Below are 23,337 nucleotides of genomic sequence, written 5' to 3'. Positions count from 1 at the left end.
GTGGTTGGTCATTGGTCACTCCTCACTCCTCGCTCCTCACTCCTCACTCCTCGCTCCTCACTAAAAAGTTTCTCGAATCAACTCGTCCAAACTCACCTCTAGTTTTGCCATTGCTTGCTCTCGTAACTGCTGCATTAATTCTGGGTCGAGGGTTGCTTCTAGGGGTCGCACTTTCAAGAAATCGTCATCTGCTTTTGCTGCCTCTGGGTTGCGAATCGCTTCATAGGCAGCCCGAATCGCTTTAAATTCTTCAGGATGGGTATGAGCGGGAAATTCTCGTAATTTTTGATGATATGCCGCTTTGATTTGGGCAGCTGTGGCATTAGGAGAGATGTCGAGGCGATCGTAGGCAGAAGTCATAGTCATAATCATTTACCGACCGAAGCCGCGTTTGGGTGGTTTGGGTTTCCCGAAACCAAAGGGAGGAACGAAATCAAAATCATCATCCTCATCATCCTCAAAATCGGGCATAGTATTCAGTAATTGGCGTTTTAATTCGGGCAGCATTCGCTCTAGCTCTGCTTTCGGAATTTTCTGCCCGAACATTTTCCGAATCATTGCTTCTACAACATCCGACATGTCATCTTCATCAAAGTCATCGAAGTCATCTGGATCGGGTAGGACTGCCTGCGTCTGTCGCAAGGCAACGAATGCCTGTTCTTCACGAAAAGCTTGCAGGGCTTTGGCATCTTGAAGCCGACGGGCAATTTCAAAACCCTGTTGCTTTAGCTCCTCGTACTCAGGCATGGTGATGGGATATGTGGTAGCTCTTGCCAACAATAGGAGAGGATTTTGCGGTTCTCGCTTCAGGGCTGCTTCGAGCGCCGGAATTAGGTTTCTCGACCAACCAAAACGGCATACGTGAAGCTGGATTTGTGCTAGAGCGTTGCCTGGTTGGGGCGTAGTGTCGAGATAAGAGCGGATGGGAGCTTCCAATTTTTTAGGATTGGTTTCTTTAACTGCGAGAACGATTAAATGGGCTTCTCTAGCTTCGGGATATGCGCTGCCAAGCTCGGCAAGTCTGGCAACATATGGATTAATTAGTGCCGCGATCCCCTTTTCTCGCTTGGCAAACAGTTGAACCGATAGAGCGATCGCCTGTAAGGTTTGAATCTGCTGCTCGTCAGATATTTCCTCTAGTAGTGCATCCCACTGCTGCTTTGCTTGTTCCTGGTTCAGGGAAACTCGTCCGCCTGAGTTGGGTGGACTTTGCACGGCTGCGACAAAAATCTGGCAGGCACGCAAGGGAGGATCGGATTTCTTTTCTGTTTGGACGAGACGCTGAAAAAAACTATAGTTTTGAGTGTATAAAGCATCGAGCCAGGGCGCAAACTCCACCTCTGCTTCTGGGTTGAGATCGCCAAAGTGCTTGCCAAAACGACGACGGGCTTCTAGTTGCGCCTGCGGGTTGTCGAGTTTCTCCCAGCAGCGCAGCAGCATGGCATAAACCTCCTCATACCGACAGCCTTGCTCCAATGCTTGCGAGAGGAGTTTGACTGCTTCCTCGTATTTGTCCTCCGTAAATGCCACCAGCCCTTTACGCCCAATGACTTCTGGAGCCGTGGGATAAATGCGTTCTGCCTGTTGGAGGGAACCCAGTGCCGCGCGAGAGCGCCCCATCGCCATCCAGGTATCTGCCAACCGACAGTGCAAGTTTGCTAGGGTTAAATTTAGGCGATCGCCAGTCCAATTTTGCGGGTTTTGCTTTCCATCCTTTTCCACCCATTTCAACAATTGGGTAATTAGGCGTTGCTGCTCGCGATACGATTCGTTTGCATCCATCGCTGCAATCAGATTCACTGCCAGTTGAGGATTAAAGCCTTGTTCTACCAACACTGGTTTCCAGAAAATTTCCGTACAATCCGTTTCCCCTTGCATCAATGCTTGTTGCCCTGCTAGCGTCAACAGGGTGGGGCGGAGAGCTTTCAGTTGGGGCAGTTGAATCGGGCGATGCCCGAGATTGAGGAGTGCATGAGCAGCCTCATGGTAGTCGCCGCGATCGCTCATTTGTAAAATTGCTAGTGCCGTCACTGCTTCCTGAGATTCCGAATCTCCCGATTGCACGGACGGATCTAGGGGCGGTTCCCCCGTCTTCGCTTGCTGGAGAGTTGCTAATCTTTGCAAAATCGGCTGCTGCAAAAATTTTGGTTTGCCTAAAGGAAATCCCCACATAGAGGAAACCTGCAATCCTAGAATAGAACTCGCTGCCTGCCAATTTTCCACAGCCTGCTGAGTGTAGGCAACCCAAGCATCGGGAACGTCTCCAGGTGTCAGCGGACGCTTAATTTTGGTAAATGCGGTCAGGGCAGCATGAGGCTGCTGTGCTTTCAGGGCTAAAACTCCCTTCGCCCAGTGGAGTTGAGCGGCGCTAAATCGTTTTGCTTGTTTGTCAATCAGTTGCTCGACTGTGGCGGTATCTCCCTTGAGCAACAGCAGTTTCAGATAACAAATTGCATAATCTTTGGGTAAACTCTCTTGCTCGAAGGCATTCTGAATCAACTCAAGCGCAGCGTCCAGACGGTTTTGCAATAATAAACAACGGCTAACCCAGTAATGCGCCTCTCCACTTAACCCTAGTTCTAACGCCCGTCGCGAGAATGTTTCGGCTTGCTTGAAATCACTTTTTTGAAATTCTTGCTGCCCTCGTAGCAACCAGATTTCGGCTTCTGAAGGTGTAAATTCAATTTCTGGATTTGTCCGTCGGATTTTTTTTATTTCTTCCAATGCCTGACGATATTTTTGCTGCTTGAGCAACCCTTGAAGTTGCATTTGAAAGGGATTTTGAATGGGCGATCGCTCTTTGCTGGCTGCACCTTGTACTTCTTTCTGATTAAGCCGACGCTTGTTCACGATCGTACTCCTGATGGATTTGGCAAAGATCTCTCTATAGCAAAACTTATACTAAAGCGAGGCAGGAGGAGCCGGAAGAATAGTCTTTAACTCGATTTCTAGCCTAACATCATGCAGTTCTTGGCGATCGCGCAACTAGATGAATTCACATTTTTTAATTGGTTTCAGTCAGATGGGCAATGCCTGTCATACTATTTTTGTACGGGCGGGTTTAGCAGAGAAATTAACAACCACAACTCGAAATTTTTGGTCAAAACCCGCCCCTATATATTTTTGACTTCCCTAACCGCCGGATATTGTTGCAACACCTGCTTTAAATATTGCCCCGTGTAAGAACGAGGATTTTTTGCCACTAATTCTGGAGTTCCAGCAGCAATAATTTCTCCTCCCTTGTCTCCTCCTTCTGGACCTAAATCTATTACCCAGTCGCTACAACGAATTACATCTAAGTTGTGTTCGATGACAATAATAGAATTCCCTTTGTCTACCAATCTTTGCAGGACATCGAGTAATTTATGCACGTCGTAAAATGATAAACCTGTTGTTGGTTCGTCAATTAAATACAGAGTTTTCCCAGTGGCGCGACGCGATAATTCTGAGGCAAGTTTGACTCGCTGTGCCTCTCCCCCCGATAATGTAGTTGCAGGTTGTCCCAGGTGCATATATCCTAAGCCAACATCAAGTAAAGTTTGCAATTTGTTATATGCTTTGGGAATGTTTTGAAAGAAATCTACGCCCTCTTCTACAGTCATATTTAAAACATCGGCGATCGATTTATCTTTATACTTGACTTGGAGAGTTTCGCGATTATATCGCGCCCCTTTACAAATTTCGCATTGCACGTAAACGTCGGGGAGAAAATTCATTTCAATCACGTTTACGCCTTGTCCGCCACAAGCTTCGCAGCGCCCTCCTTTGACGTTAAAGGAGAATTGCCCTGGTTTATAACCCCTAGCTTTTGCCTCAATAGTTTGAGAAAATACTTCTCGAATCGCATCGAATACACCCGTATACGTAGCTGGGTTAGAACGGGGAGTACGTCCGATGGGAGATTGATCGATCACGATCGCTTTATCAACTGCATTTAAGCCCTTCATTTCCTCTAAGTCTTTAGGAAAGGGGACTTTGCGCGTCAGATGGTGTTGTAAAGCTGGGTAGAGTAATTCGTTAATTAAGGTAGATTTGCCCGAACCGGATACCCCTGTAATCGAAACGAGTTTTCCTAAAGGGATTTCTACGTCGATATTTTTCAGGTTGTTGCGGTAGGCATTTTTAATCACTAACTCTCGTCCGTTTCCTTCCCGACGTTGGGCGGGAGTTTGAATGACTCGTCTTCCCGATAAATATGCCCCAGTTAAAGATTCTGGTGCAGCGAGTAAAGCTGGTAAATTCCCTTGGGCGACGATATTTCCGCCGTGGACTCCCGCCCCTACGCCAATATCTACTAAATGATCGGCGGCGCGGATCGTTTCTTCGTCGTGTTCGACGACAATTAATGTATTGCCCAAGTCTCGCAGTCTGGTTAAAGTTTGCAGCAAGCGCCCGTTATCCCGTTGGTGCAAGCCAATGCTGGGTTCGTCAAGGACGTAGAGTACTCCTGTCAAACCGGAACCGATTTGGGTAGCGAGGCGAATGCGTTGGGCTTCTCCGCCTGAAAGCGTCATGGCGGGACGATCCAGGGTAAGGTAATCTAAACCGACATCGAGGAGAAATTGCAATCTGGCTTTGATTTCGCGCAACACCAAATCGGCAATTTGCATTTGGCGATCGCTCAGTGTAATACTACCAATTCTCTGATGGCATTCTCGAATTGAGACGCTGGTAAGATCGAGAATATGATACTGTCCCAAACGCACGGCTAAGGCTTCCGGTTTCAACCGCTTGCCATGACATACAGGACAAGGTTGTTGCACGACATACTGTTCCAGTTTTTGTTTGATTAATTCAGAACTTGCTTCGTCAAACTGGCGCTGGAGGATGGGGATAACCCCAGCGTAACGCCGATAATCTTTACGTTCTTCAATCCAAACGGGTTGGTCACTACCGTATAAAATTGTTTGCTGCTGTTCTGAAGTTAGCTGGTTCCAACGAGTTTGAATTTCAAATCCAAAAGCTTTCCCTAAGCTGTAGAGTAAAGAAAGGTAATATGAGTTATCCTTTTCCGACCAAGGGGCGATCGCCGCATAGACCGATTGACTCGGATCGGGTACGACTAATTCAGGTGAGAAAGTTTGCATACTCCCCAAGCCGTGACAGTGAGGACAAGCCCCATACGGAGAGTTGAAAGAAAATAGACGCGGCGATAACTCTTCCATCACCCCGCCGTGTTCGGGACAGGCGAAGTTTTCGGAAAATAGTAATTCTTTTTCTCTTCCCCTATCCTTCTCTTCGACTTGGTAGGCACTCGCCCCTTCTGCCACTTTTGCCTGTAAAGTGGGATGAATTAATATATTACCCCCTCGCTCCTCGCTCCTCGCTCCTCGCCCCTCTTCCACGTCCAATAAATCGATAACAGCAATCCCTTCCGAACGCCGCAGGCAGGTGGTGAGGGAGTCAGTCAATCTCTCTTCCATCCCTGGCTTTTTAATCAAGCGGTCAATGACAACTTCAATATTGTGCGCTTGATTTTTATCCAATTCAATCGAATCGCTTAATTCTCTTACTTCGCCATTAATGCGGACGCGGACGAATCCTTCCGAAGCTAGACTAGAAAGTAATTTTTTGTGCGTGCCTTTTTTACCCCGCACGACAGGTGCTAAAATTTGAAACTTAGTACGGTCTGGTAATTCCATCACGCGATCGCACATTTCATCGATCGTTTGCGGCGCAATCGAGCGATCGCAGATCGGGCAGTGAGGTTTACCTGCTCGTCCGTATAATAGACGCAGGTAGTCGTAAATTTCCGTTACCGTCCCTACCGTAGAACGCGGGTTGTGAGAAGTTGATTTTTGGTCGATGGAAATCGCCGGACTCAAGCCTTCAATTGCTTCTACATCTGGCTTATCAACTTGTCCTAAAAATTGTCTCGCATAGGCGCTGAGAGATTCCACGTAGCGCCGTTGTCCTTCTGCAAAGATGGTATCGAAGGCGAGGGAAGACTTACCGGAACCGGAAACCCCTGTAAAAACGATCAGGCGATCGCGGGGTAGTTCTAAGCTAATATTTTTGAGATTATGCTGTCTCGCGCCGCGAATGCGGATGGTGTTTTGGCTGTTTGGGTTGGAAGTATCTGCATGATGCCCGTTTGCGGATTCAGTGACTTCAATCTTTGCATCGGGACGGTAATTCATGAGGGCAAGGCGAAAGAGTCCGTTGACGATTTTAACGATTTTCCGGCTGTTTTTGCTATTCAGTTATCATCTGACTCCGCTGACTAGCCTCTCGTCCACAAATAAGGTAGCCTTGCTAAAGAGTTTTTCGCGGGGAATCGGGGTAAGGTTATGAGTGCGGTCGTGAAGCCTTTTTCGGTAATGGGTTTACCAGTCCATCTCATCGATGATTATACGGCTTGGTTGCGATCGCGCATCCAACAACAGCTCGGTACTCATGTCGTGACGCTTAACGCGGAAATGAGTATGCAAGCCGAACAGAACCCTGCTTTAAGCAACGCTATCCAGCAAGCAGAGTTGGTGATTCCCGATGGTGCGGGGGTAGTACTCTACCTAAAATTACTATTTCACCAGCAGGTACAGCGATGTCCTGGGATTGAATTAGCAGAGTCTCTATTGCAGAATACCCAGGCGCGGGTATTTTTCTATGGTGGTGCGCCTGGGGTAGCAGCCAAAGCCGCCGAGATGTGGCGACAGAAAGTCCCAGATATAAATATTGTTGGCACGCAGCACGGATACATTTCCCCAGAAGAGGCGGAACAATTTCAGCAAAGCCTCAGTCAACTCCAACCTCAAGTGATTTTGGTGGGTTTGGGAGTGCCGCGTCAAGAATTGTGGATTGCGCAAAATCGTTATTTGTGTCCTAATGCAACTTGGATTGGCGTTGGTGGTAGCTTTGATATTTGGGCAGGCACGAAATCAAGAGCGCCTGCATGGTTGGCAAATAATAATTTGGAATGGCTGTATCGTCTCTATCAGGAACCCTGGCGCTGGCGGCGGATGCTAGCTTTACCTCAGTTTGCAGGTAAGGCAATTGTTTATCGCTTAACTCATTGATATCGACCTCAAGCAATTCTATGCACGGTGTATCTCAAGTGCGAAAACATTATTTTAGTAAAAAGGCTATTTTTTCTCTCTTTTCTCCTCAAAAACTGCCATATACAATTATTGGCTTTGGTATTTTGGTACGGCTAGTTCAATATGTATTTAATCGTGCTTTGTGGAATGATGAAGCTGCACTAGCGTTAAATATCATCAATCGCTCGTATTTAGAATTGCTACAACCTTTAGATTACAACCAAGGCGCACCAATTGGCTTTTTGATGGTAGAAAAACTAGCGGTGCAGATTTTTGGCAACAATGAATATGCTTTGAGGTTATTTCCTCTTGTCAGTGCGATCGCCAGTTTATTTATTTTTTACGAATTAGCTAAGAAATGTTTGCAGTCTCGTCTAGCTGCAATTGTTGCTCTCACTCTTTTTGCTACAGTACATATTTGGCTTCAGTTTGCTACAGAAACGAAACAATACTCTAGCGATGTGGCGATCGCAGTCATACTATCTTTTATTTTAATTGGCATAGAGCGACAGCAAATCAAACTAAGACAAATCTTAAAATTTGGCTTTATCGGCGCTGTTGCAGTTTGGTTTTCTCACCCATCTGTTTTTGTCTTAGCTGGGATAGGGACGAGCTATTTATTCATAAGTTTATTTCAACAGAAATTTTCATTGAGCTTAAAACTGTTAGCGATCTATTCTCTTTGGATAGTTAGTTTTGGTCTTTCATACTTTATTTCATTACGCAATATAGCTAGCAATCAATCTTTATTTAAATCTTGGGCGGGACGCGGTACATTTCCTACATCTGTTTGGGATTTCGGCTGGTTGTTTAATGCTTTTATAGAATTTTTTCACATTCCATTAGGACTTCCCGATATTTTTCTAGGAATTGGGATTCTGGCGTTCCTATTTGGCTGTATCTCCTTTTGGTTTCAAAACAGAGCAATTTTCCTGACATTGTTGGCTCCCATCTCAGTAACTTTCTTCGCAGCTTATTTACAGAAATATCCATTTAACGGTAGGCTGGTAATCTTTTTAATTCCTTTTTTTATTCTTTTCATTGCAGAAGGAACAATTGCAATTCGCCAGATCAGCCGTCATCAAGTTTTGAGAAAAGTCAGTACTCTGATTTTGATATTACTTCTCGTTCCTCCGATAGGAACTGCTGCTTATCTCATCTTCGATCCTTATACTAAACAAGAAATTAAACCCGTTCTGGCTTATATAAGAAGTCATCAGCAACCAGGAGATACTATTTATATATACGAACGCGCTGAATATCAATTTAAATATTATGCGCATTGGTATGGATATCAGGAAGGAGATTATATTTTAGGGATAGACGATCTCGATCGTCAAGATGGGCAAGGTATTTCAGCAGCAGAATGGCGGCGATATACCAGCGATTTTGATAAGTTACGCGGTAAGCAAAGGGTGTGGATCTTATTATCCCACTTACGGCGCTGGGAAGACGAGCAAGAAAGAGTTTTAGCTTATCTTGATGGGATCGGTAAACGGGTTGATACTTTTGGGAAGGAAGGTTCTTTTGTATATTTATACGATCTTAGTTAGCCAGCGAGTAGAGATGTCGCGTTGCGATCGCACAAACGATAATCTAGTAAGATAATTCTCATGAAGCATGACTTACCATTGACTAGATGGCAATTGTTAATTATCGGCATTCTAGTTATCGGTATATTTTTTCGATTTCTCTATCTCGATCGCAAAGTTTATTGGTACGATGAAGTCTTCACTTCATTTCGTGTTTTTGGCTACACGGAAGCAGAAGTCATTCAACAAGTTTCTCGTCATCCGGTTGTGAGTATAGAAGATTTACAACGGTATCAGCATGACGCTGGTAGAAACTTATTAGACACGATAAAATCTTTGGCTACGGAAGATTTTCAGCATCCCCCGCTGTATTATGCGATCGCTCATTTTTGGGTAAAATGGTTGGGCGATTCAATTACTGCAATTAGAGGTTTATCGGCTCTGATTAGCGTGCTTGTTTTTCCTAGTATCTATTGGCTGTGTAGAGAATTATTTCCATCGCCTTCAGTTGCTTGGGTTTCTATGGCGTTAGTCGCAGTCTCGCCATTTCATGTTTTAATGGCTCAGGAAGCACGTCAGTATAGTTTGTGGACAGTGGTAATTTTACTATCAAGTGCGTCTGTGTTACGCGCTATTCGTCTCAAAAGTCAACTGAGTTGGAGACTATACGCAATTAGTCTCATTGTAGGATTATATACATTTTTATTTACTGGTTTAGCCGCGATCGCCCAGGGACTATATTTATTTAGCTTAAAGACAAAGTTGCAATTTAGCAAAACATCCCCTGCTTATTTTATCGCCTTTATCACCGCGATCGCAGCTTTTATCCCTTGGCTGATTATTGTTGTCAGCAATTTTTCTGCGATTAATAGTAATGTCAATAAGGATGAAGCAATACCCCTCATCAATCTAGTGAAAACCTGGGTTTTCAACTTAAGTTATATTTTTTTTGATGTTTGGGGACAGTCGAGTTTAGAATCTAGATTCGATCTAACACATCTTATCGTTTTACCATTCTTAGTTCTGACAGGGTACTCTCTTTATTTTCTAGATCGGACAACAACTAAGCAAGTTTCATTATTTATCCTGTTGTCGATCGCCGTACCAACTATACCCCTAATTTTACCAGATTTGATTTTAGGAGGACAGCGATCGCTGACGATGCGCTATCTCATTCCGACTTATTTAGGGATTCAAATTGCTGTTGCTTATTTGCTGGCTACTAAACTCTCGTCAAGTGGTGTCAAACAACAAAAACTTTGGCAGTTGCTAGCACTCGTACTATTAACTTCTGGTATTCTATCCTGTTTAGTCAGCGCTCGCACGGAAACTTGGTGGACGAAAGGTAATAGTGCTGAAAACCCTCAAGTTGCTCAAATAATAAATGGAGCAAATCGTCCATTTTTAATGAGCGATACTAAAATTGGCAGAATTATCTCTTTAAGCTATTTGCTAGAACCACACGTTCAATTTCAGCTCAAACCCAAATGCCATACTTGCCAACTCGATTCTACATCAAATCTATCCTTTGATTCCGAGTTTTCTGCTAGTTACAGCGACATATTTTTATACAAGCCTTCAGATGAAATGCTCGACAATTTTAATCAAATACAGAATTATACACCAGAACTTGTTTACGAACCCGCTCGTCTCTGGAGGTTGAGCCAAAATAAATTGACTTCCCTAAATTAGATATAACAATTACTGTGGCGATCGCAACTTTTATTTATCCAAATTTATGCAAACTACTATAAAACAATTTAAGAAACTTCAACCAAGCAAATTTACTGCATTCACTCTAGATAGAATCTCATTCGTCATTATCGGCTTTGGTATCCTAGTCAGGCTAGTTCAATATCTATTTAATCGTTCTTTATGGAATGACGAAGCCGCACTTGCTTTAAATATTGTCAATCGCTCTTATGCTAAGTTATTACAGCCTTTAGATTACAACCAAGGCGCGCCTCTTGGCTTTTTGATGGTGGAAAAACTAGCAGTGCAGTTATTCGGTAACAACGAGTATGCCTTAAGACTCTTTCCTTTAATTTCTAGTATTGCTTCACTATTTTTATTTTACCATCTAGCAAAAAAATGTTTGCAAAAACCAGCCGTTCCGGTTGCTTTAACTCTCTTTGCTGGTTTAGAGTATTTACTTTACTTTGCTTCCGAAGTGAAACAGTATTCGACTGACGTAGCCGTCGCCATACTTGGCGCTATAATTGGAGTCTCTTTGCATCAGAAAAAGATCGAGCCTTCTCAAGTCATAATATATGCAATAGGAGGTGCGATCGCAGTTTGGTTTTCACATCCAGCAATTTTTGTGTTAGCAGGTGTGGGAATATATCATATACTAGCTGGTTGGCAGCAAAAAAAACGTAATAAACTAATTATAGTATTGGCAGTAACTTCAATTTGGTTTTTGAGTTTTGCTAGTTTGTATTTTCTATCTTTGAGAAATCTAGGTGAAAGCGAATATTTATTGCGATCGTGGACAAATAAGTATGCTTTTCCTACCTCAATCTTTGATATTAACTGGTCGTACTTAAGATATATCAAATTGTTCAAAGATCCTTTAGGTTTTCCCGAACCTTGGGTTATTGTTCCTCGTTTAGTTTGTCTAGCTGGATTTATCTCCCTCTGGTATCGGAGAAGAGAAATCTTATTCATTCTAATTTCTCCTTTCATAGTGACGTTGCTTGCAGGATATCTGCAAAAATATCCTTTCCACAGTCGCTTAGTTGTCTTTTTAACTCCCTTTTTTATTTTAGGAATTGCCGAGGGAAGCTATTTCATTTGGCAGAAAACTTGTAAAAATAAATTTACTGCTGTTATCGGTATTTTAATTATTAGCTTACTACTTGCCATTCCTATAACCAATGCTAGCCATCGCCTAGTACAGCCACAAACGAAACAAGAAATTAAGCAAGTTATGAGTTATCTAAAATCTCATCAACAGTCAGGGGATATTCTATACATTTATCAAAGAGCTGAATATCAATTTAAATATTATGCGGCAAAATATGGCTACCGTGAGGATGATTACATTATGGGAATAGACGATCTCGATGAATATGACGGGAAGGGAATGTCAGAACAAGAATGGCAAAGATATCAAAACGATTTCGATAAATTGCGCGGTAATAAAAGGGTGTGGGTCATATTATCTCACATTACTCACGTTCCCAAAGAGCAGCAAAGAATTTTAGCTTATTTAGATAGTATGGGTCAAAAAATTGATATGTTTACAGTTCCAGGCTCGTTTGCGTACTTATATGATTTTTCTTAGAAGATGATAATGATTAGATATAGCAATTCTCAATTGAATGAGGTACATGTATTTACAGTAGGGGCGCACAGCTGTACGCCCCTACTGATGTATTGTATCTAGATGGGAATCACTATAAACAGATAACGATCGGTTAAGAATACTCATGAAAATTGAACTGATTAACTTGAAGAGAAGATTTTTGTCAATAGTTCAGTTTTTACTCATTGCTTTTGTCTTTGGAATTTCCTACACTCAAAGACCTTTATACTATGACAATCAAACGACAAAATTTTTTCATGGACTAGCACAAGCTAGCTATGGTTTTTTAGCAAATGATTGGTTCGCCAGCACCATCGATCCTCTACCAGCTTTTACTTTTTTAGTCAAGATAACTCATTTATATTTAAATGAATATGCTTTTTATCTTTATTATATAATTATTTTTGGCGTATATATTTACAGTCTGACAGGAATTATTTCATTTATTTTTCCAATTCATATAAATCCTAAAATAGCTATAGATTCTAAAACTAATAGCGATCGCCTGAAATATTTAGTTTTTTTTGCTATACTGATCGTCCTTCATTCTATCAATATTCAAATTAAAGCTCTCGATTTAGATACGGCTTTAAATATTCATTATGGAGTTGCAGAACAATACGTTCTCGGACCTTACTTTCAACCCAGCAACTTCGGTGTTTTTATCATTTTCTCAATTTATCGATTTCTTCATCGCAATTACTTCATCGCTGTAGCTTGTCTAGCTTTAGCAGCTACCTTTCATCCTACATATCTTATGAGTGCAGCGATTATTTGCTTGACTTACCTAATTGTTATCTATAAAAACGAAGGTAGTCTAATTAAAGTCCTGTTAGTTGGAGGCGTAGCAACTCTATTCTTACTGCCAGTCTTTAGTTATATGTATTTTCAGTTCAGACCAACCACCGCTGAACTGTGGGCAAAATCGCAATATATTATCGTCCAATTAAGAATACCTCACCATTCTATCCCTCAGATATTTTTAAGTAAACCTTCAGCCTATTTGCAATTTTTCTTAGTTGCTTTAGCGCTCTATTTAATTAGAAAAACTAAAGTTTTCGTCACTCTATTTATTCCTTTTTTAATTATTGTCACTTTAACTATTATTCAAATAGTTTATCCAAATAATACAATAGCCTTTGTTGCTCCTTGGCGACTTTCTGCGGTTTTAGTACCGATCGCCACTAGTATTACAGTTGCTTGGTTCGTATCTTACTTATTCGATCGCTACTTTCAAATTCAACACAAACGCTCGGTGATGGTGGCGAGTTTAGCTACGATATCTATGGTTTTTGTGCTTGGCTTGTACAACCAAGGACAAATGTTTGTAGAACAAGACCGAAGTATCCCAATGTTGAATTATGTCAAAAAAACAACGCAACAAGAAGACCTCTATCTAGTTCCAAATAAAAATAAAGAGTTACGCAAGTTTAGAGTTTATACAGGCGCTCCCATTTTGGTTAACTTTAAATCACATCCATACAAAGATGTTGAAGTTTTAGAGTGGTATGAAAGAAATTTAGCCGCGCAAGCCTTTTATGAATCGCCAAGCGATCGCCAGTGCGACATTTTAAAACAACTCGTAGCCGATTATCAAATTAACAAAGTCGTCACCGAAAGCCAAAATTTCAATGCTAATTGCAGCTTTTTAGCTCAACTATACAAAGACGATCGCTATGGAGTGTATCAGTTATTAGGGAGTCGGGAGTCGGGAGTCGGTAGGGGCGGGTTTTGACAGGAGATCCCTGCAACAACCCAGAATTGTGCGGTAAACCCGCCCGTACGGGAGTAGGGGAAAGAGACGTTACGTGTAACGTCTACAAGATACCACCATACTGAGCCACAGGGCGATCGCTCAACCATGCCCACATTTGATCGCCGAAAGAAAAATGCCACCATTCCCCAGGATGGCGAGTAAATTCAGCCTTGAGCATGATATCTCGTAGGAGTTGGCGGTGGATGTGATACTGTTGCTCTACGGGATCGGAGCTACTTGCAAAATAATTGGGTTGCGATCGCGCTGACATCTCATCAATCGGAGAACCCATATTTACTATCATTCCAGCCGCATCTACTAAGGTAATATCGACTGCTGCACCCGTACTGTGAGGTGGGGGAGTCTTAGGATCGGTGCTAGGAATTGCCCAAATTTGATATACTTGCTGCCATAAAGCCTGTTGTCGGTCGGGAGATAGCTGCTCTACAGTCAGTCCCTCTGCTTGCAAAACTTGGCTAAAAGCATAATCTACCATAAACTTTTGCACGGCAATCGGACGATAGGCATCGAAAATCTGAATGCGCCACTGGGGATGAGTCTGTTGAAGATAGATTTGGGCTTGCAGGAGGCGATTCAGTACACCTTGTCGTAAATAATAAGGCGATCGCTCTTGATAAGGCGCACCTAGTAACTGGTAAGGATGGGGTGACTCTACAGCAAACTTTTCTAAAGGAATTTCTACTAACGATTCCCCAGATTCTGCGATCGGCACTCGTTGATATGGTTTCATTTATTCAGTTATCAGTTATCAGTTATCAGTTATCAGTTATCAGTTAATTCCGACTTACGACTTACGACTTACGACTTACGACTTACAACGACTTCATCAAGTTTCTTCTCGCCAAATTTTAATCGTTCTATCCTTGCTACCGCTAGCGAAAGTTTGTCCTCTGGGGCTGAAGGTAACGGCAGTGACTCCGGCTGAGTGATCTGATAAGCTGCGCAGTAATTCTCCGTTGGCGGGATTCCACAATTTAATTGTTTTGTCTCCACTGGCGCTGGCGAGGGTGTCGCCATCCTCGCTAAAAGACAGCGACGTGACTTCTTTCTTGTGGGCTTTGATAGTTTCTTGCAACTTACCGCTTTCAACTCGCCATAAAATCATTTGTCCGTTATTGCTACCACTGGCAAGGGTTTCGCCATCGGGACTAAAGGCGATCGCGTATACTGGACGTTTGTGTCCGGTAAAAGTACGAATCAGTTCGCCACTTTCGACATCCCAAAGTTGGACGCTGTTGAAAAAAGTGCTGCTAGCAAGGGTTTTGCCATCGGGACTAAAAGCGATCGCCGTAACTCCACTGCCTTCCTTGATGACGCGCAAGGCTTTTCCAGTTTTGAGGTTCCATAGCCTGATGGTATTATCTCCACTACCGCTTGCCAAGAGTTTTCCATTTGGGCTAAACGCTACCGAACTCACCCAATCTTTATGTCCGACAAAGGTACGAATTAATCTTCGATGCCGCAAATTCCATACCTTAACCGTTCTATCTCCACTCCCACTAGCAAGAATTGTTTTTTGTCCGGTTTTGTCGGGCATAAACGCGAGAGAACTCACCCAATCTCTGTGCGCTATATAAGTTTGCAACAATCTTTTCCCTGCCAAATACCAAACTTTGATCGTCCGATCTCCACCACTACTAGCAATCATCTGACTGTTCGGGCTGAACGCTACTGAATAAACTGCCCGTCGATGCCCGCCGCTAATCGTATCGACTTGAAATTTTCCCTGCCACAGACGAGTTAGGAGTGATGGTAGTTGGTAGTTGGTAGTTGGTAGTTGGTGGTTGACGGTAGACGCTGGCGCTACACTGCGTGAAGACGGTTGACGGTAAACGCTGGCGCTACACTGCGTGAAGACGGTTGATTTTTGCTCCCTCAGCTCTCTTCTCCCCCCTGCTCCCTGCTCCCTCGCTGATAACTGATAACTGACAACTGATAACTGACAAGCGATCGCAATAGCAATTGAAACTAAAGACTGAGGTGGCATAGATGAAGCTGGAGTGATACTGGCTGTATTATTGCTAACCTAGAAATAGTTTTTGAACTAATGGCTCTCTTTTTTGAGTAAAAACCTCTAGAGGCTAGACAAAGTGAACGGACTGAACTACCTTTTTACTAGGAATAGAGTTACTAGGGATAAATTTACCAAAGATCGACGCGAGCGTCCGCACCTGCCAAATTTAAATTGGAGACAGGCGAATTTTGTATTTCAGACAATCTTTAATTTAATTCCTGACATTCTACAGCCAGTTTATTGTTAACAGTTTTTTTGAGAATTGTGCTGTCAAAAAGCAAAGCACAAACTAGTGCAAGCAAGGGGGAGGCAGAAAAATAGAACCTTTATAGCATAGAATGATGGCGTTTTCTCCACTGCATAGTCTTGTTGACTACACTGCGAGCGAAAAGAAGCTATTACCAATTTTTAGGACGTTGTAGGAACTTGATTTTTGGAGTTTAGATTTTGAATTTTAGCTTTGTTTTCAGGAACTCATGTACTTGAAATAGCATCTTTGTGAGGAAGCACGAAATTGATTAAACTTTTAGTACTTAAATTTGTGCGACTGCTCGTTCTCAGCAGTGTTTGATGACTTACACTGCCTGAGATAACTCAAAATTAATTTAAAGAATACGTAATTATTACCGTAGGAGTAAGTGGATAGATTGTAAATATTGTAACATGTTCTTAATTTTCTGGGAATTCAGGCGATGAGAGGCAAGCTGCTAGGCGGGCGTTACCAAGTTGTAGAAGTTCTAGCTAACGGTGGTTTTGGTCAAACCTACGTAGCCCAAGATATGCATCGACCAGGAAATCCTCGATGTGTCGTTAAGCACCTCCAGCCTGCTAGCGTCAACTCTAAATTTTTGCACAATGCAAGGCGGTTGTTTCAAACAGAAGCAGAAATTTTAGAGCAACTCGGCAATCACGACCAGATTCCTCGGTTACTAGCTTATTTTGAAGAACACCAAGAGTTTTACCTCGTTCAAGAGTTCGTTCAAGGACATACTCTGACCAAAGAATTACTTCCAGGCGATCGCTGGGAAGAAAGTAAAGTCTACCAACTGCTGCAAGAAGTATTAGAAATATTGGTTTTCGTCCACGCTCACGCAGCAATTCATCGCGATATTAAACCTGACAATCTCATCCGGCGAATTGCAGATGGCAAGTTAGTCTTAGTAGATTTTGGTTCAGTCAAACAGGTTTGGACGCAGGTGTTTACCCGAACGGGGCAACAGGAAAATAGCCCACCAGCTACGATCGCGATCGGGACTCCTGGTTACATGCCCACAGAACAAGGTCAAGGTAGACCTCAACCCAATAGCGATATTTATGCCCTCGGCACGATCGCCATTCAAGCTCTGACAGGAATGAATCCTTCCCAGTTAGCAGAACAGTCAGACACTGGCGAAATTGAGTGGCGACAACATGCCAAAGTCAGCGAGGGACTGGGGGCAGTCATTGCCAAAATGGTGCGCTACAACAGCAAAAATCGCTATCAGACGGCAGTAGCCGCCCTAGTTGCCCTGCGGCAACTCGCCAATTTTCCCACGTTATTGCAACCAGTTATCGGAATTCAACCGCTACCTGTCTCTCACTTCAACCAGTCGAACTTGGAGAAACGTCTTACTCTAGTTGGCACTCCTAAAGGTATAGAGCGTGAAGTGAAAACCGATCTCCTTGAGAATCATTCCGAGACTCATACTGTGACGATGGCAGGACTCGACACGACCCCAACTGCCGAGGTTGCCACCCAAGCACTACCAGTTCTAGAACGGATACCCGACCCCCCCGCTGTAGCATTAGTAAACCCCGATCGATCGACTCCTGCTAAAGCCTCCCCATCGCGACAGCGCTATCCCCTCCGCGTGGGAGCAGCACTCACGGCTGTCTTAGCAAGCGTAGCAGCGATGTACGTAACGAATTGGCATCCAGTCGCAGATCCAGAGCAGACTCTGGAGCAGATGAACGCGCTCAAAACTGCGAGAAAATACCAAGAGTGCATCGATCTAGCATCGACTCACAGTAGTACCAACGCCAAAGTTCAAGCCGGACTTCAACAGTGTCGCCTCGCCCAGGCACAGCAGCTAGCTGCCACCGATCTATCGGCGGCGATCGCGCTAGGCAGTCAAATTCCCAGCACCGATCCGCTTTATCCTGTAGCTAAGCCCGCGATCGCGCAGTGGACGAACCGTTTATTAGAAAAAGCGAAAACCGATTACGAAGCAGGAAACTTACCACAGGCGATCGCCTTAGTGAAAGCAATTCCCATCACTAACCCCGTCTATCAAACAGCCCAAACTGCAATTACCCAATGGCAACGCGACTGGCAAAACAACCGCGCCGCTTGGGAGGCAGCAAAAAGCGCCGCCGCTGTGGGCAAGTGGCAAGATGTCCTCCAAGCCACCAGAAAAGTTACTATTCATCCCTACTGGCAACAGCAGATCGCTCCTCTTGCCCAACAAGCAGCCATCAAAATTGCTTTAGCGTCCAATACCGCTATCCCACCGCAACAGTCTAGAACGACACCAAAACCGCCCCAATCGCGAACGCAGCCTGTAACATCCAAACCAAAAACTGTTACCAATCGCCCCCGCAGCCGCCCCAACCGCTCTAGAACCGCGATCGCAACTTCCACCTCCCGTCCTCAATCGACGATAAAACGAACGACTGTGAGACGAACGACTGTCAGGCGATTGCAACCCATTTCTAGACGAGTCAAACCCGCGATCGCCAGACGCACCAACCGCCCCATCCGCAGACGCGCCCGTTTTCCAGTCGGAAACACCAGAAGTTTATACAACTGGCAGACAAAAACTGTGCCTTAATCAAGTCGTAAGTCGTAAGTCGTAAGTCGTAAGTCGTAAGTGACCGATCGCTGGTCACTGGTCACTGGTCACTGGTCGCTGCTCCCTGCTCCCTCCTTTCTGGTACAGGATCGTAGCCGCCTGGATGCCAAGGATGACAGCGTAAAATGCGTCGCACTGCCAAAATTCCACCCCGCCAAGCGCCAAAACGTTCGATCGCTTCTAGGGCGTAAGAAGAACAGGTAGGATGAAACCGACACGATGGCAGCAATAGAGGAGAAATTAACATTCGATAGCCCCGAATTAACCAAATTAATCCGATCTTCAACACCGATAATTTCCTCCAATGATATTGGTCATTTGTCATTCGTCATTTGTAATAAGTGGTGCGTGATGCTTGTTGATGCGGGTGTAGGGTGTAGGGTGTAGGGTGTGGGGTGTGGAGATTGTCAATTTCTTTCTCCGCGACTCTCCCTCAGCTCCCTCAGCTCCCTCAGCTCCCTGCTCCCTGCTCCCTGCTCCCTCTTCATTGTGTATCCCAAATCTACTACATTTGATATGTAGTAGCTTTTGTGACTGTTTTGATTGAGTCGTTGATGGCTGATTTTCCGGCACTAGCTCGAATTCCTACTCTCTGGCTACAGATAGCAGTGGTAGGAGTTTGGCTGGGAATTGTTCTGGCGATCGCAGGTGCAGTTAGCCGTTTCGCAAATAGCGATCCCGAAATTGTGCGGAAAATCGTTCACATTGGCACTGGCAATGTCATTTTATTCGCTTGGTTATTAAATATCCCCGCCTGGGTAGGGATTGGCGCATCAGTATTAGCAGGTATTACGACTTTATTATCCTATCGCCTGCCACTTCTACCAGGAATTAACAGTATCGGACGCAAGAGCTTAGGGACGTTTTTCTACGCTGTAAGCATCGGCGTTCTAGTCGCTTGGTTTTGGGCAGTCCAGAAACCTTACTTCGCTGCTTTAGGCATACTCATCATGACTTGGGGTGATGGACTCGCAGCTTTAATCGGACAACGTTACGGAAAGCATGTCTACACGGTTGGGGGTGTGAAAAAAAGCTGGGAAGGCTCTTTGACTATGGCTGTGGTCAGCTACATTGTGAGTAGCTCCATTCTCGTAGCCGTACACGGGAATTCTTGGTTAACTTGGCTCGTGGCTTTTGTAGTTGCTCTGGTAGCTACAGGTCTAGAAGCTTTTTCTTGGTACGGCATTGATAACCTATCCGTACCTATAGCTAGCGCCGGATTAGGATTTCTGCTGAGTCAGTTGTTGTAAAAACAGTTATCAGTTATCAGTTATCAGTTATCAGTTATCAGTTATCAGTGGCTGGTGGCTAGTGGCTAGAATTGCTCCCTCAGCTCCCAAGCGCAACCTTGCGCTTCCTCAGCTCTCTTCTATCCCCTGCAAAAATGGGCGAGTAATCCAATTGATGCCCACCTTAATTTGATGCTCTAGGGTTGGTAGTCGATATAAATATGCAAGACGACGGGCGATCGCGGCGAGAGGACCCTCTAGCTTAATTCCCAAACCCGTAAGTGTGGCACTGTCAATTCCTAGAGTCATCATTTCCCCTAAATTCTGATAGCGGAAGGGAAGTAAAGGACGGTGGGTGAGGGAAGCCCAAAGATTCCAAGCGGCATAGTCTGCCTGTTGTACGGCAGCTTGAGCAGTACCAGGAACTTGTTGCTCTGCGGCATCGCGACAGTCAGCTAAGTCACCCAAAGCAAATATTTCGGGACGATCTATGACTTGTAGAGTTGATGTCGCCGTGAGCTGTCCGCGTTGGTTTTGTTTGAGGGGAAGCGATCGCACGATTGGCGCAACTCGCGTACCTACCGTCCAAACGACAAGATCTACGGGAATAATATCGACTTGATTTTTATATTCCAGGGCGATCGCATTCGGTTCGATTGACTCGACTTTAGTTTCGAGATCGAGCCAAATCCCTCTTTTTTCCAATGCTTTTGTGGCTGCTTCGCGGTTAAACTCTGGGGATGTTCTAAGAATTTGGTCGCTCAGTTCTACTAATCGGAAGCGTCCTCTTTCACCAAGACGATCTGCCAGCTTACACGCCAATTCTACGCCGCTATAGCCAGCCCCTACAATTGCCACGCGAATTTTATCTGCGGTAGATGCTTCAAGTAGCCGCAGCTGTTCTTCCATGCGGTAGGCATCGGCAAGGGTACGGAAGGGGAAAGCGTAGGAGGATGCCCCAGGAACCATATCTAGCGGCGTTTCACCACCCAAAGCTAATACTAGGCGATCGTAGGGAATTTCGATTCCATCTTGCAGCCGGACTCGCTGTTCGTAAATATCAATTTCTGCTGCTTCACCCTGACAGAAGCGAATTCCAGTTGAGGCGAGGAGTTCGATAAACGGCGGGGCAATTTCCCAAGTTTGCAATTCACCCGTGAGCAATTCGTACAACAGGGGCGAAAATAAGAAGCGATCGCTGCGATCGATTAGGACAATTTCTGGTTTTTCCGATTCCCAAGGTAATTGGCTCAGGCGCAGTGCCGTGTATAAACCGCCAAAGCCGCCACCGAGAATACAAATACGTGCGGGTTGTTGGGACATAATTCTGAGGGGCGATCGGATTGCGAGTAGGGCTACTCTTTTCACTCTAACAAAGCAATTACAAATTCCTGCTCTTGCTGCAGAAGTTAATTTGAGTTACCGCAACTTTGGCGTTGGCGAATTGCTGCCGTAATCTCCTAGAGTAAAAAATACAATCGTACGCTACTGTAGATGAGTCGCCAGCCTTCTCCGCCAGCCATCGGAGCGATCGTTAAATCTATCCGCAAACACCGCAACCTGACTCTAGAACAACTCGCTCAACGCTCTCATGTCTCTAAGTCGATGCTGTCGCAGATCGAACGAGAGTTAACAAATCCGACGATCGCTACTTTATGGAGCCTTGCCCATGCCTTGGATGTCAGTATTACCGAGTTAGTCAGTCAAGCGCATGTCGAAACCGCGATCGCGCCTGCGAAAATTGAGGTGATGCGATCGCACCATACCCCCACAATCGCTAGCCAAGATGGTAAGTGTAAGCTGCGAATTTTAAGCCCGATCTCATCTGCTGGTGCTACTGAGTGGTACGAATTGCTGATGGAACCCAATGCTTGTTTGGAGAGCGAACCGCACGCATCCGGTAGTTACGAGCATTTGACTGTGTTAAGCGGCAATTTGCTAGTTAAATGCGGTATCTACGAGCAATCTCTAAACTCAGGCGATACGGCAAGATATCCTGTCGATATCCATCACCAAATTCAAAATCTTGGTGAAGAGGAAGCGCGGGCATTACTCGTATATGTGTTGTGATTCCAAAAAGTCCTAAAATTCAATATATTGAATTTTAGGCAAGCGTGCGTGTAGTATAAAATGTAGTATTAAAGAGATAGAAGTCCGGTCGATGCCGAAATCCGGTCGATGTCTAAGTTAAATGCCTAAGTTGCCCAAATTTGAATCTTGGCTAAAACACCAGCAATCTGACTTGCTAAGGACGTTAGTACGCGGTGCAGGTGCGGCGTTAAGCGTCCAAATTACCAGTGCTGGCACGATCTATGTCTCCCAAATCTTACTTGCCCGTTGGCTGGGAGTCACAGAGTATGGCATTTACGATTATGCGATCGCCCTCAGTCTTTCTCTGGCTTTTCTTGCCGGATTGGGCTTGCCAATTGCCGTTTTACGATTTATTCCCAAATACCAGTTCGAGCAAGATTGGCGACATTTGCGGGGAATTATCTGGGGAAGTTGGCAACAAACGCTAATCGCTAGTTTGATTACATCTGTATTCAGCACGGTTGTATTGCAGTGGTTGGCATCAAATCAAGGATTGGAGCATTCAAAACCGCTGATTTTTGGTGTTTGGAGCGTGCCTTTGATGGCATTAGTTAATCTTCAGCAACAAATTGCTAGAGCCTTTCAAAGAATTACCCTAGCTTATGCTCCATACTTAATCGCCTATCCATTGATATTAATTGGCATTACATTTATTTGGCAGTTGAATCGGAGCTTGAATAGTACAGAAGCGATCGCGCTTTCAATTCTGTCACTGCTGCTTGTTTTGTTAGTTCAAGCACTTCTGTTTTATCGAGAATTGACTGCAGAAATTTCTCAAGCCGTTCCTGCTTATGCGATCGGTCAATGGTGGAGAGTTGCCTTACCATTAATGTTTATGGATGGCTCGTCTGTGGTTTTGAGTCAAACAGATACGCTCATGCTAGGGACAATGCTAGGAGCTAAAGCCGTGGGAATTTACAGTGCTGCACTCAAAACATCGCTTTGGGTTCATTTCATTCTCACTGCTGTCAATGCGATTTTTGCTCCCATTATCGCTTCGCTACACGCTCAAGGCGATCGCCAAGGATTGCAGCAGCTAGTATCGACAATAGCGCGGTGGATGTTTTATCCGGCGTTGGTAATTGCGATCGGTTTAATTATTTTTGCCGAACCCGTACTACAATTATTTGGCTCGGAATTCACCACAGCTAGAGGAGCGCTAATCGTTCTGATTCTAGGTCAACTTGTGAATGTGGGAGCGGGATCGGTAGGATATTTGCTAATCATGACGGGCAACCAAATTCCGGCTGCAAGGGTGATGGGAATTAGTGCTTTCACGAATGTAGTTTTAAATGTCCTTGGCATCTACTGGTTAGGAATTTTCGGTGCGGCACTAGCAACGGCATTTTCCATGATGTTATGGAACGTTTGGCTTCATGCGATCGTGGTCAAACGGCTGGACGTTCGCCCCTCGATTCTGGCTACATTCCGATAGGGCGATCGCTTCTTCAAAAGCCGAAAAGGTTAGGTGGAGAAGTTAGTTATGTGTACGGCGGAGCGTTATCATCGAAAAGGTTAA

Annotated in this window: 17 protein-coding genes; 9 read left to right on the top strand and 8 right to left on the bottom strand. The window is 44.5% G+C overall.

Annotated features, from left to right (window positions below):
- Positions 1 to 60: 60 nt before the first annotated feature.
- From QH73_RS14845 to uvrA, 3 genes are all read right to left on the bottom strand, one after another.
- A complete protein-coding gene (locus QH73_RS14845) occupies positions 61 to 366 on the bottom strand; it encodes a J domain-containing protein (RefSeq protein ID WP_236147013.1) in 306 nt (101 codons plus the stop codon).
- Positions 367 to 372: 6 nt separating this feature from the next.
- On the bottom strand, positions 373 to 2,850 hold the full coding sequence (locus QH73_RS14840) for a tetratricopeptide repeat protein (RefSeq protein WP_309476484.1): 2,478 nt from the start codon (positions 2,848 to 2,850) through the stop codon (positions 373 to 375).
- Between the two features lie 263 nt (positions 2,851 to 3,113).
- Positions 3,114 to 6,140 carry an excinuclease ABC subunit UvrA gene (gene uvrA, locus QH73_RS14835; RefSeq protein WP_039713182.1) on the bottom strand — a complete coding sequence of 1,009 codons (3,027 nt, stop codon included), beginning with the start codon at positions 6,138 to 6,140 and terminating at the stop codon, positions 3,114 to 3,116.
- A gap of 150 nt (positions 6,141 to 6,290) precedes the next feature.
- On the opposite strand from uvrA, the gene QH73_RS14830 reads away from it, so the two are divergent.
- From QH73_RS14830 to QH73_RS14810, 5 genes are all read left to right on the top strand, one after another.
- Entirely contained in the window at positions 6,291 to 7,016 is a 726-nt protein-coding gene (locus QH73_RS14830; RefSeq protein ID WP_039713183.1) for a WecB/TagA/CpsF family glycosyltransferase, read from the top strand.
- Between the two features lie 20 nt (positions 7,017 to 7,036).
- The gene (locus QH73_RS14825) at positions 7,037 to 8,590 is read left to right on the top strand and encodes a glycosyltransferase family 39 protein (RefSeq protein ID WP_039713184.1); all 1,554 of its coding nucleotides are present in this window, start codon (positions 7,037 to 7,039) and stop codon (positions 8,588 to 8,590) included.
- Positions 8,591 to 8,650: 60 nt separating this feature from the next.
- Positions 8,651 to 10,261: a glycosyltransferase family 39 protein gene (locus QH73_RS14820; protein ID WP_039713185.1), complete on the top strand. Its 1,611-nt coding sequence runs from the start codon at positions 8,651 to 8,653 to the stop codon at positions 10,259 to 10,261.
- Between the two features lie 46 nt (positions 10,262 to 10,307).
- Complete coding sequence (locus QH73_RS14815; RefSeq protein ID WP_039713186.1) at positions 10,308 to 11,855, top strand: glycosyltransferase family 39 protein; 1,548 nt, start codon at positions 10,308 to 10,310, stop codon at positions 11,853 to 11,855.
- Between the two features lie 181 nt (positions 11,856 to 12,036).
- On the top strand, positions 12,037 to 13,611 hold the full coding sequence (locus tag QH73_RS14810) for a DUF6798 domain-containing protein (protein ID WP_132867056.1): 1,575 nt from the start codon (positions 12,037 to 12,039) through the stop codon (positions 13,609 to 13,611).
- Between the two features lie 82 nt (positions 13,612 to 13,693).
- Here the strand turns inward: QH73_RS14810 and QH73_RS14805 are convergent, their stop codons facing one another.
- Both QH73_RS14805 and QH73_RS14800 read right to left on the bottom strand, forming a co-directional pair.
- Complete coding sequence (locus QH73_RS14805) at positions 13,694 to 14,383, bottom strand: M15 family metallopeptidase (RefSeq protein ID WP_039713188.1); 690 nt, start codon at positions 14,381 to 14,383, stop codon at positions 13,694 to 13,696.
- 96 nt (positions 14,384 to 14,479) lie between these two features.
- On the bottom strand, positions 14,480 to 15,640 hold the full coding sequence (locus QH73_RS14800) for a WD40 repeat domain-containing protein (RefSeq protein ID WP_039713189.1): 1,161 nt from the start codon (positions 15,638 to 15,640) through the stop codon (positions 14,480 to 14,482).
- 719 nt (positions 15,641 to 16,359) lie between these two features.
- Here QH73_RS14800 and QH73_RS14795 point away from each other — a divergent pair.
- The gene (locus QH73_RS14795) at positions 16,360 to 18,477 is read left to right on the top strand and encodes a serine/threonine-protein kinase (protein WP_052289723.1); all 2,118 of its coding nucleotides are present in this window, start codon (positions 16,360 to 16,362) and stop codon (positions 18,475 to 18,477) included.
- Between the two features lie 61 nt (positions 18,478 to 18,538).
- Here QH73_RS14795 and yidD read toward each other — a convergent pair whose 3' ends face one another.
- Together yidD and QH73_RS14785 are read right to left on the bottom strand one after the other, a co-directional pair.
- Positions 18,539 to 18,784 (bottom strand): membrane protein insertion efficiency factor YidD, encoded by a 246-nt coding sequence (yidD, locus tag QH73_RS14790; RefSeq protein WP_236147035.1) that lies wholly within the window; start codon positions 18,782 to 18,784, stop codon positions 18,539 to 18,541.
- A 35-nt stretch (positions 18,785 to 18,819) separates the two neighbouring features.
- A complete protein-coding gene (locus QH73_RS14785; RefSeq protein WP_132867052.1) occupies positions 18,820 to 19,071 on the bottom strand; it encodes a hypothetical protein in 252 nt (83 codons plus the stop codon).
- On the opposite strand from QH73_RS14785, the gene QH73_RS14780 reads away from it, so the two are divergent.
- The gene (locus tag QH73_RS14780; protein WP_052289724.1) at positions 19,053 to 19,748 is read left to right on the top strand and encodes a diacylglycerol/polyprenol kinase family protein; all 696 of its coding nucleotides are present in this window, start codon (positions 19,053 to 19,055) and stop codon (positions 19,746 to 19,748) included. The two genes, QH73_RS14785 and QH73_RS14780, sit on opposite strands and share 19 nt — an antisense overlap.
- Before the next feature lie 108 nt (positions 19,749 to 19,856).
- On the opposite strand, the gene QH73_RS14775 is transcribed toward QH73_RS14780, so the two are convergent.
- On the bottom strand, positions 19,857 to 21,050 hold the full coding sequence (locus QH73_RS14775) for an NAD(P)/FAD-dependent oxidoreductase (protein WP_039713190.1): 1,194 nt from the start codon (positions 21,048 to 21,050) through the stop codon (positions 19,857 to 19,859).
- Positions 21,051 to 21,221: 171 nt separating this feature from the next.
- Between QH73_RS14775 and QH73_RS14770 the strand changes: the two genes are divergently transcribed.
- The gene (locus tag QH73_RS14770) at positions 21,222 to 21,797 is read left to right on the top strand and encodes a helix-turn-helix domain-containing protein (RefSeq protein WP_039713191.1); all 576 of its coding nucleotides are present in this window, start codon (positions 21,222 to 21,224) and stop codon (positions 21,795 to 21,797) included.
- A 121-nt stretch (positions 21,798 to 21,918) separates the two neighbouring features.
- Complete coding sequence (locus tag QH73_RS14765) at positions 21,919 to 23,253, top strand: flippase (protein WP_039713192.1); 1,335 nt, start codon at positions 21,919 to 21,921, stop codon at positions 23,251 to 23,253.
- Positions 23,254 to 23,337: the final 84 nt, after the last annotated feature.

This window comes from Scytonema millei VB511283 (genome assembly GCF_000817735.3).
GTDB classification, from domain to species: Bacteria; Cyanobacteriota; Cyanobacteriia; order Cyanobacteriales; family Chroococcidiopsidaceae; genus Chroococcidiopsis; species Chroococcidiopsis millei_B.
This window is presented reverse-complemented; position numbering and strand designations above follow the sequence as displayed.

Bases quoted from the DNA above. Each gene is read 5' to 3' on its own strand.
- QH73_RS14780 (WP_052289724.1), top strand. From the start codon at position 19,053: ATGGCTGATTTTCCGGCACTAGCTCGAATTCCTACTCTCTGGCTACAG.
- QH73_RS14805 (WP_039713188.1), bottom strand. From the start codon at position 14,383: ATGAAACCATATCAACGAGTGCCGATCGCAGAATCTGGGGAATCGTTA.
- QH73_RS14820 (WP_039713185.1), top strand. From the start codon at position 8,651: ATGAAGCATGACTTACCATTGACTAGATGGCAATTGTTAATTATCGGC.
- QH73_RS14815 (WP_039713186.1), top strand. From the start codon at position 10,308: ATGCAAACTACTATAAAACAATTTAAGAAACTTCAACCAAGCAAATTT.
- QH73_RS14845 (WP_236147013.1), bottom strand. From the start codon at position 366: ATGACTATGACTTCTGCCTACGATCGCCTCGACATCTCTCCTAATGCC.
- QH73_RS14795 (WP_052289723.1), top strand. From the start codon at position 16,360: ATGAGAGGCAAGCTGCTAGGCGGGCGTTACCAAGTTGTAGAAGTTCTA.
- QH73_RS14770 (WP_039713191.1), top strand. From the start codon at position 21,222: ATGAGTCGCCAGCCTTCTCCGCCAGCCATCGGAGCGATCGTTAAATCT.
- QH73_RS14775 (WP_039713190.1), bottom strand. From the start codon at position 21,050: ATGTCCCAACAACCCGCACGTATTTGTATTCTCGGTGGCGGCTTTGGC.
- QH73_RS14800 (WP_039713189.1), bottom strand. From the start codon at position 15,640: ATGCCACCTCAGTCTTTAGTTTCAATTGCTATTGCGATCGCTTGTCAG.
- QH73_RS14825 (WP_039713184.1), top strand. From the start codon at position 7,037: ATGCACGGTGTATCTCAAGTGCGAAAACATTATTTTAGTAAAAAGGCT.
- QH73_RS14765 (WP_039713192.1), top strand. From the start codon at position 21,919: ATGCCTAAGTTGCCCAAATTTGAATCTTGGCTAAAACACCAGCAATCT.
- uvrA (WP_039713182.1), bottom strand. From the start codon at position 6,140: ATGAATTACCGTCCCGATGCAAAGATTGAAGTCACTGAATCCGCAAAC.
- QH73_RS14830 (WP_039713183.1), top strand. From the start codon at position 6,291: ATGAGTGCGGTCGTGAAGCCTTTTTCGGTAATGGGTTTACCAGTCCAT.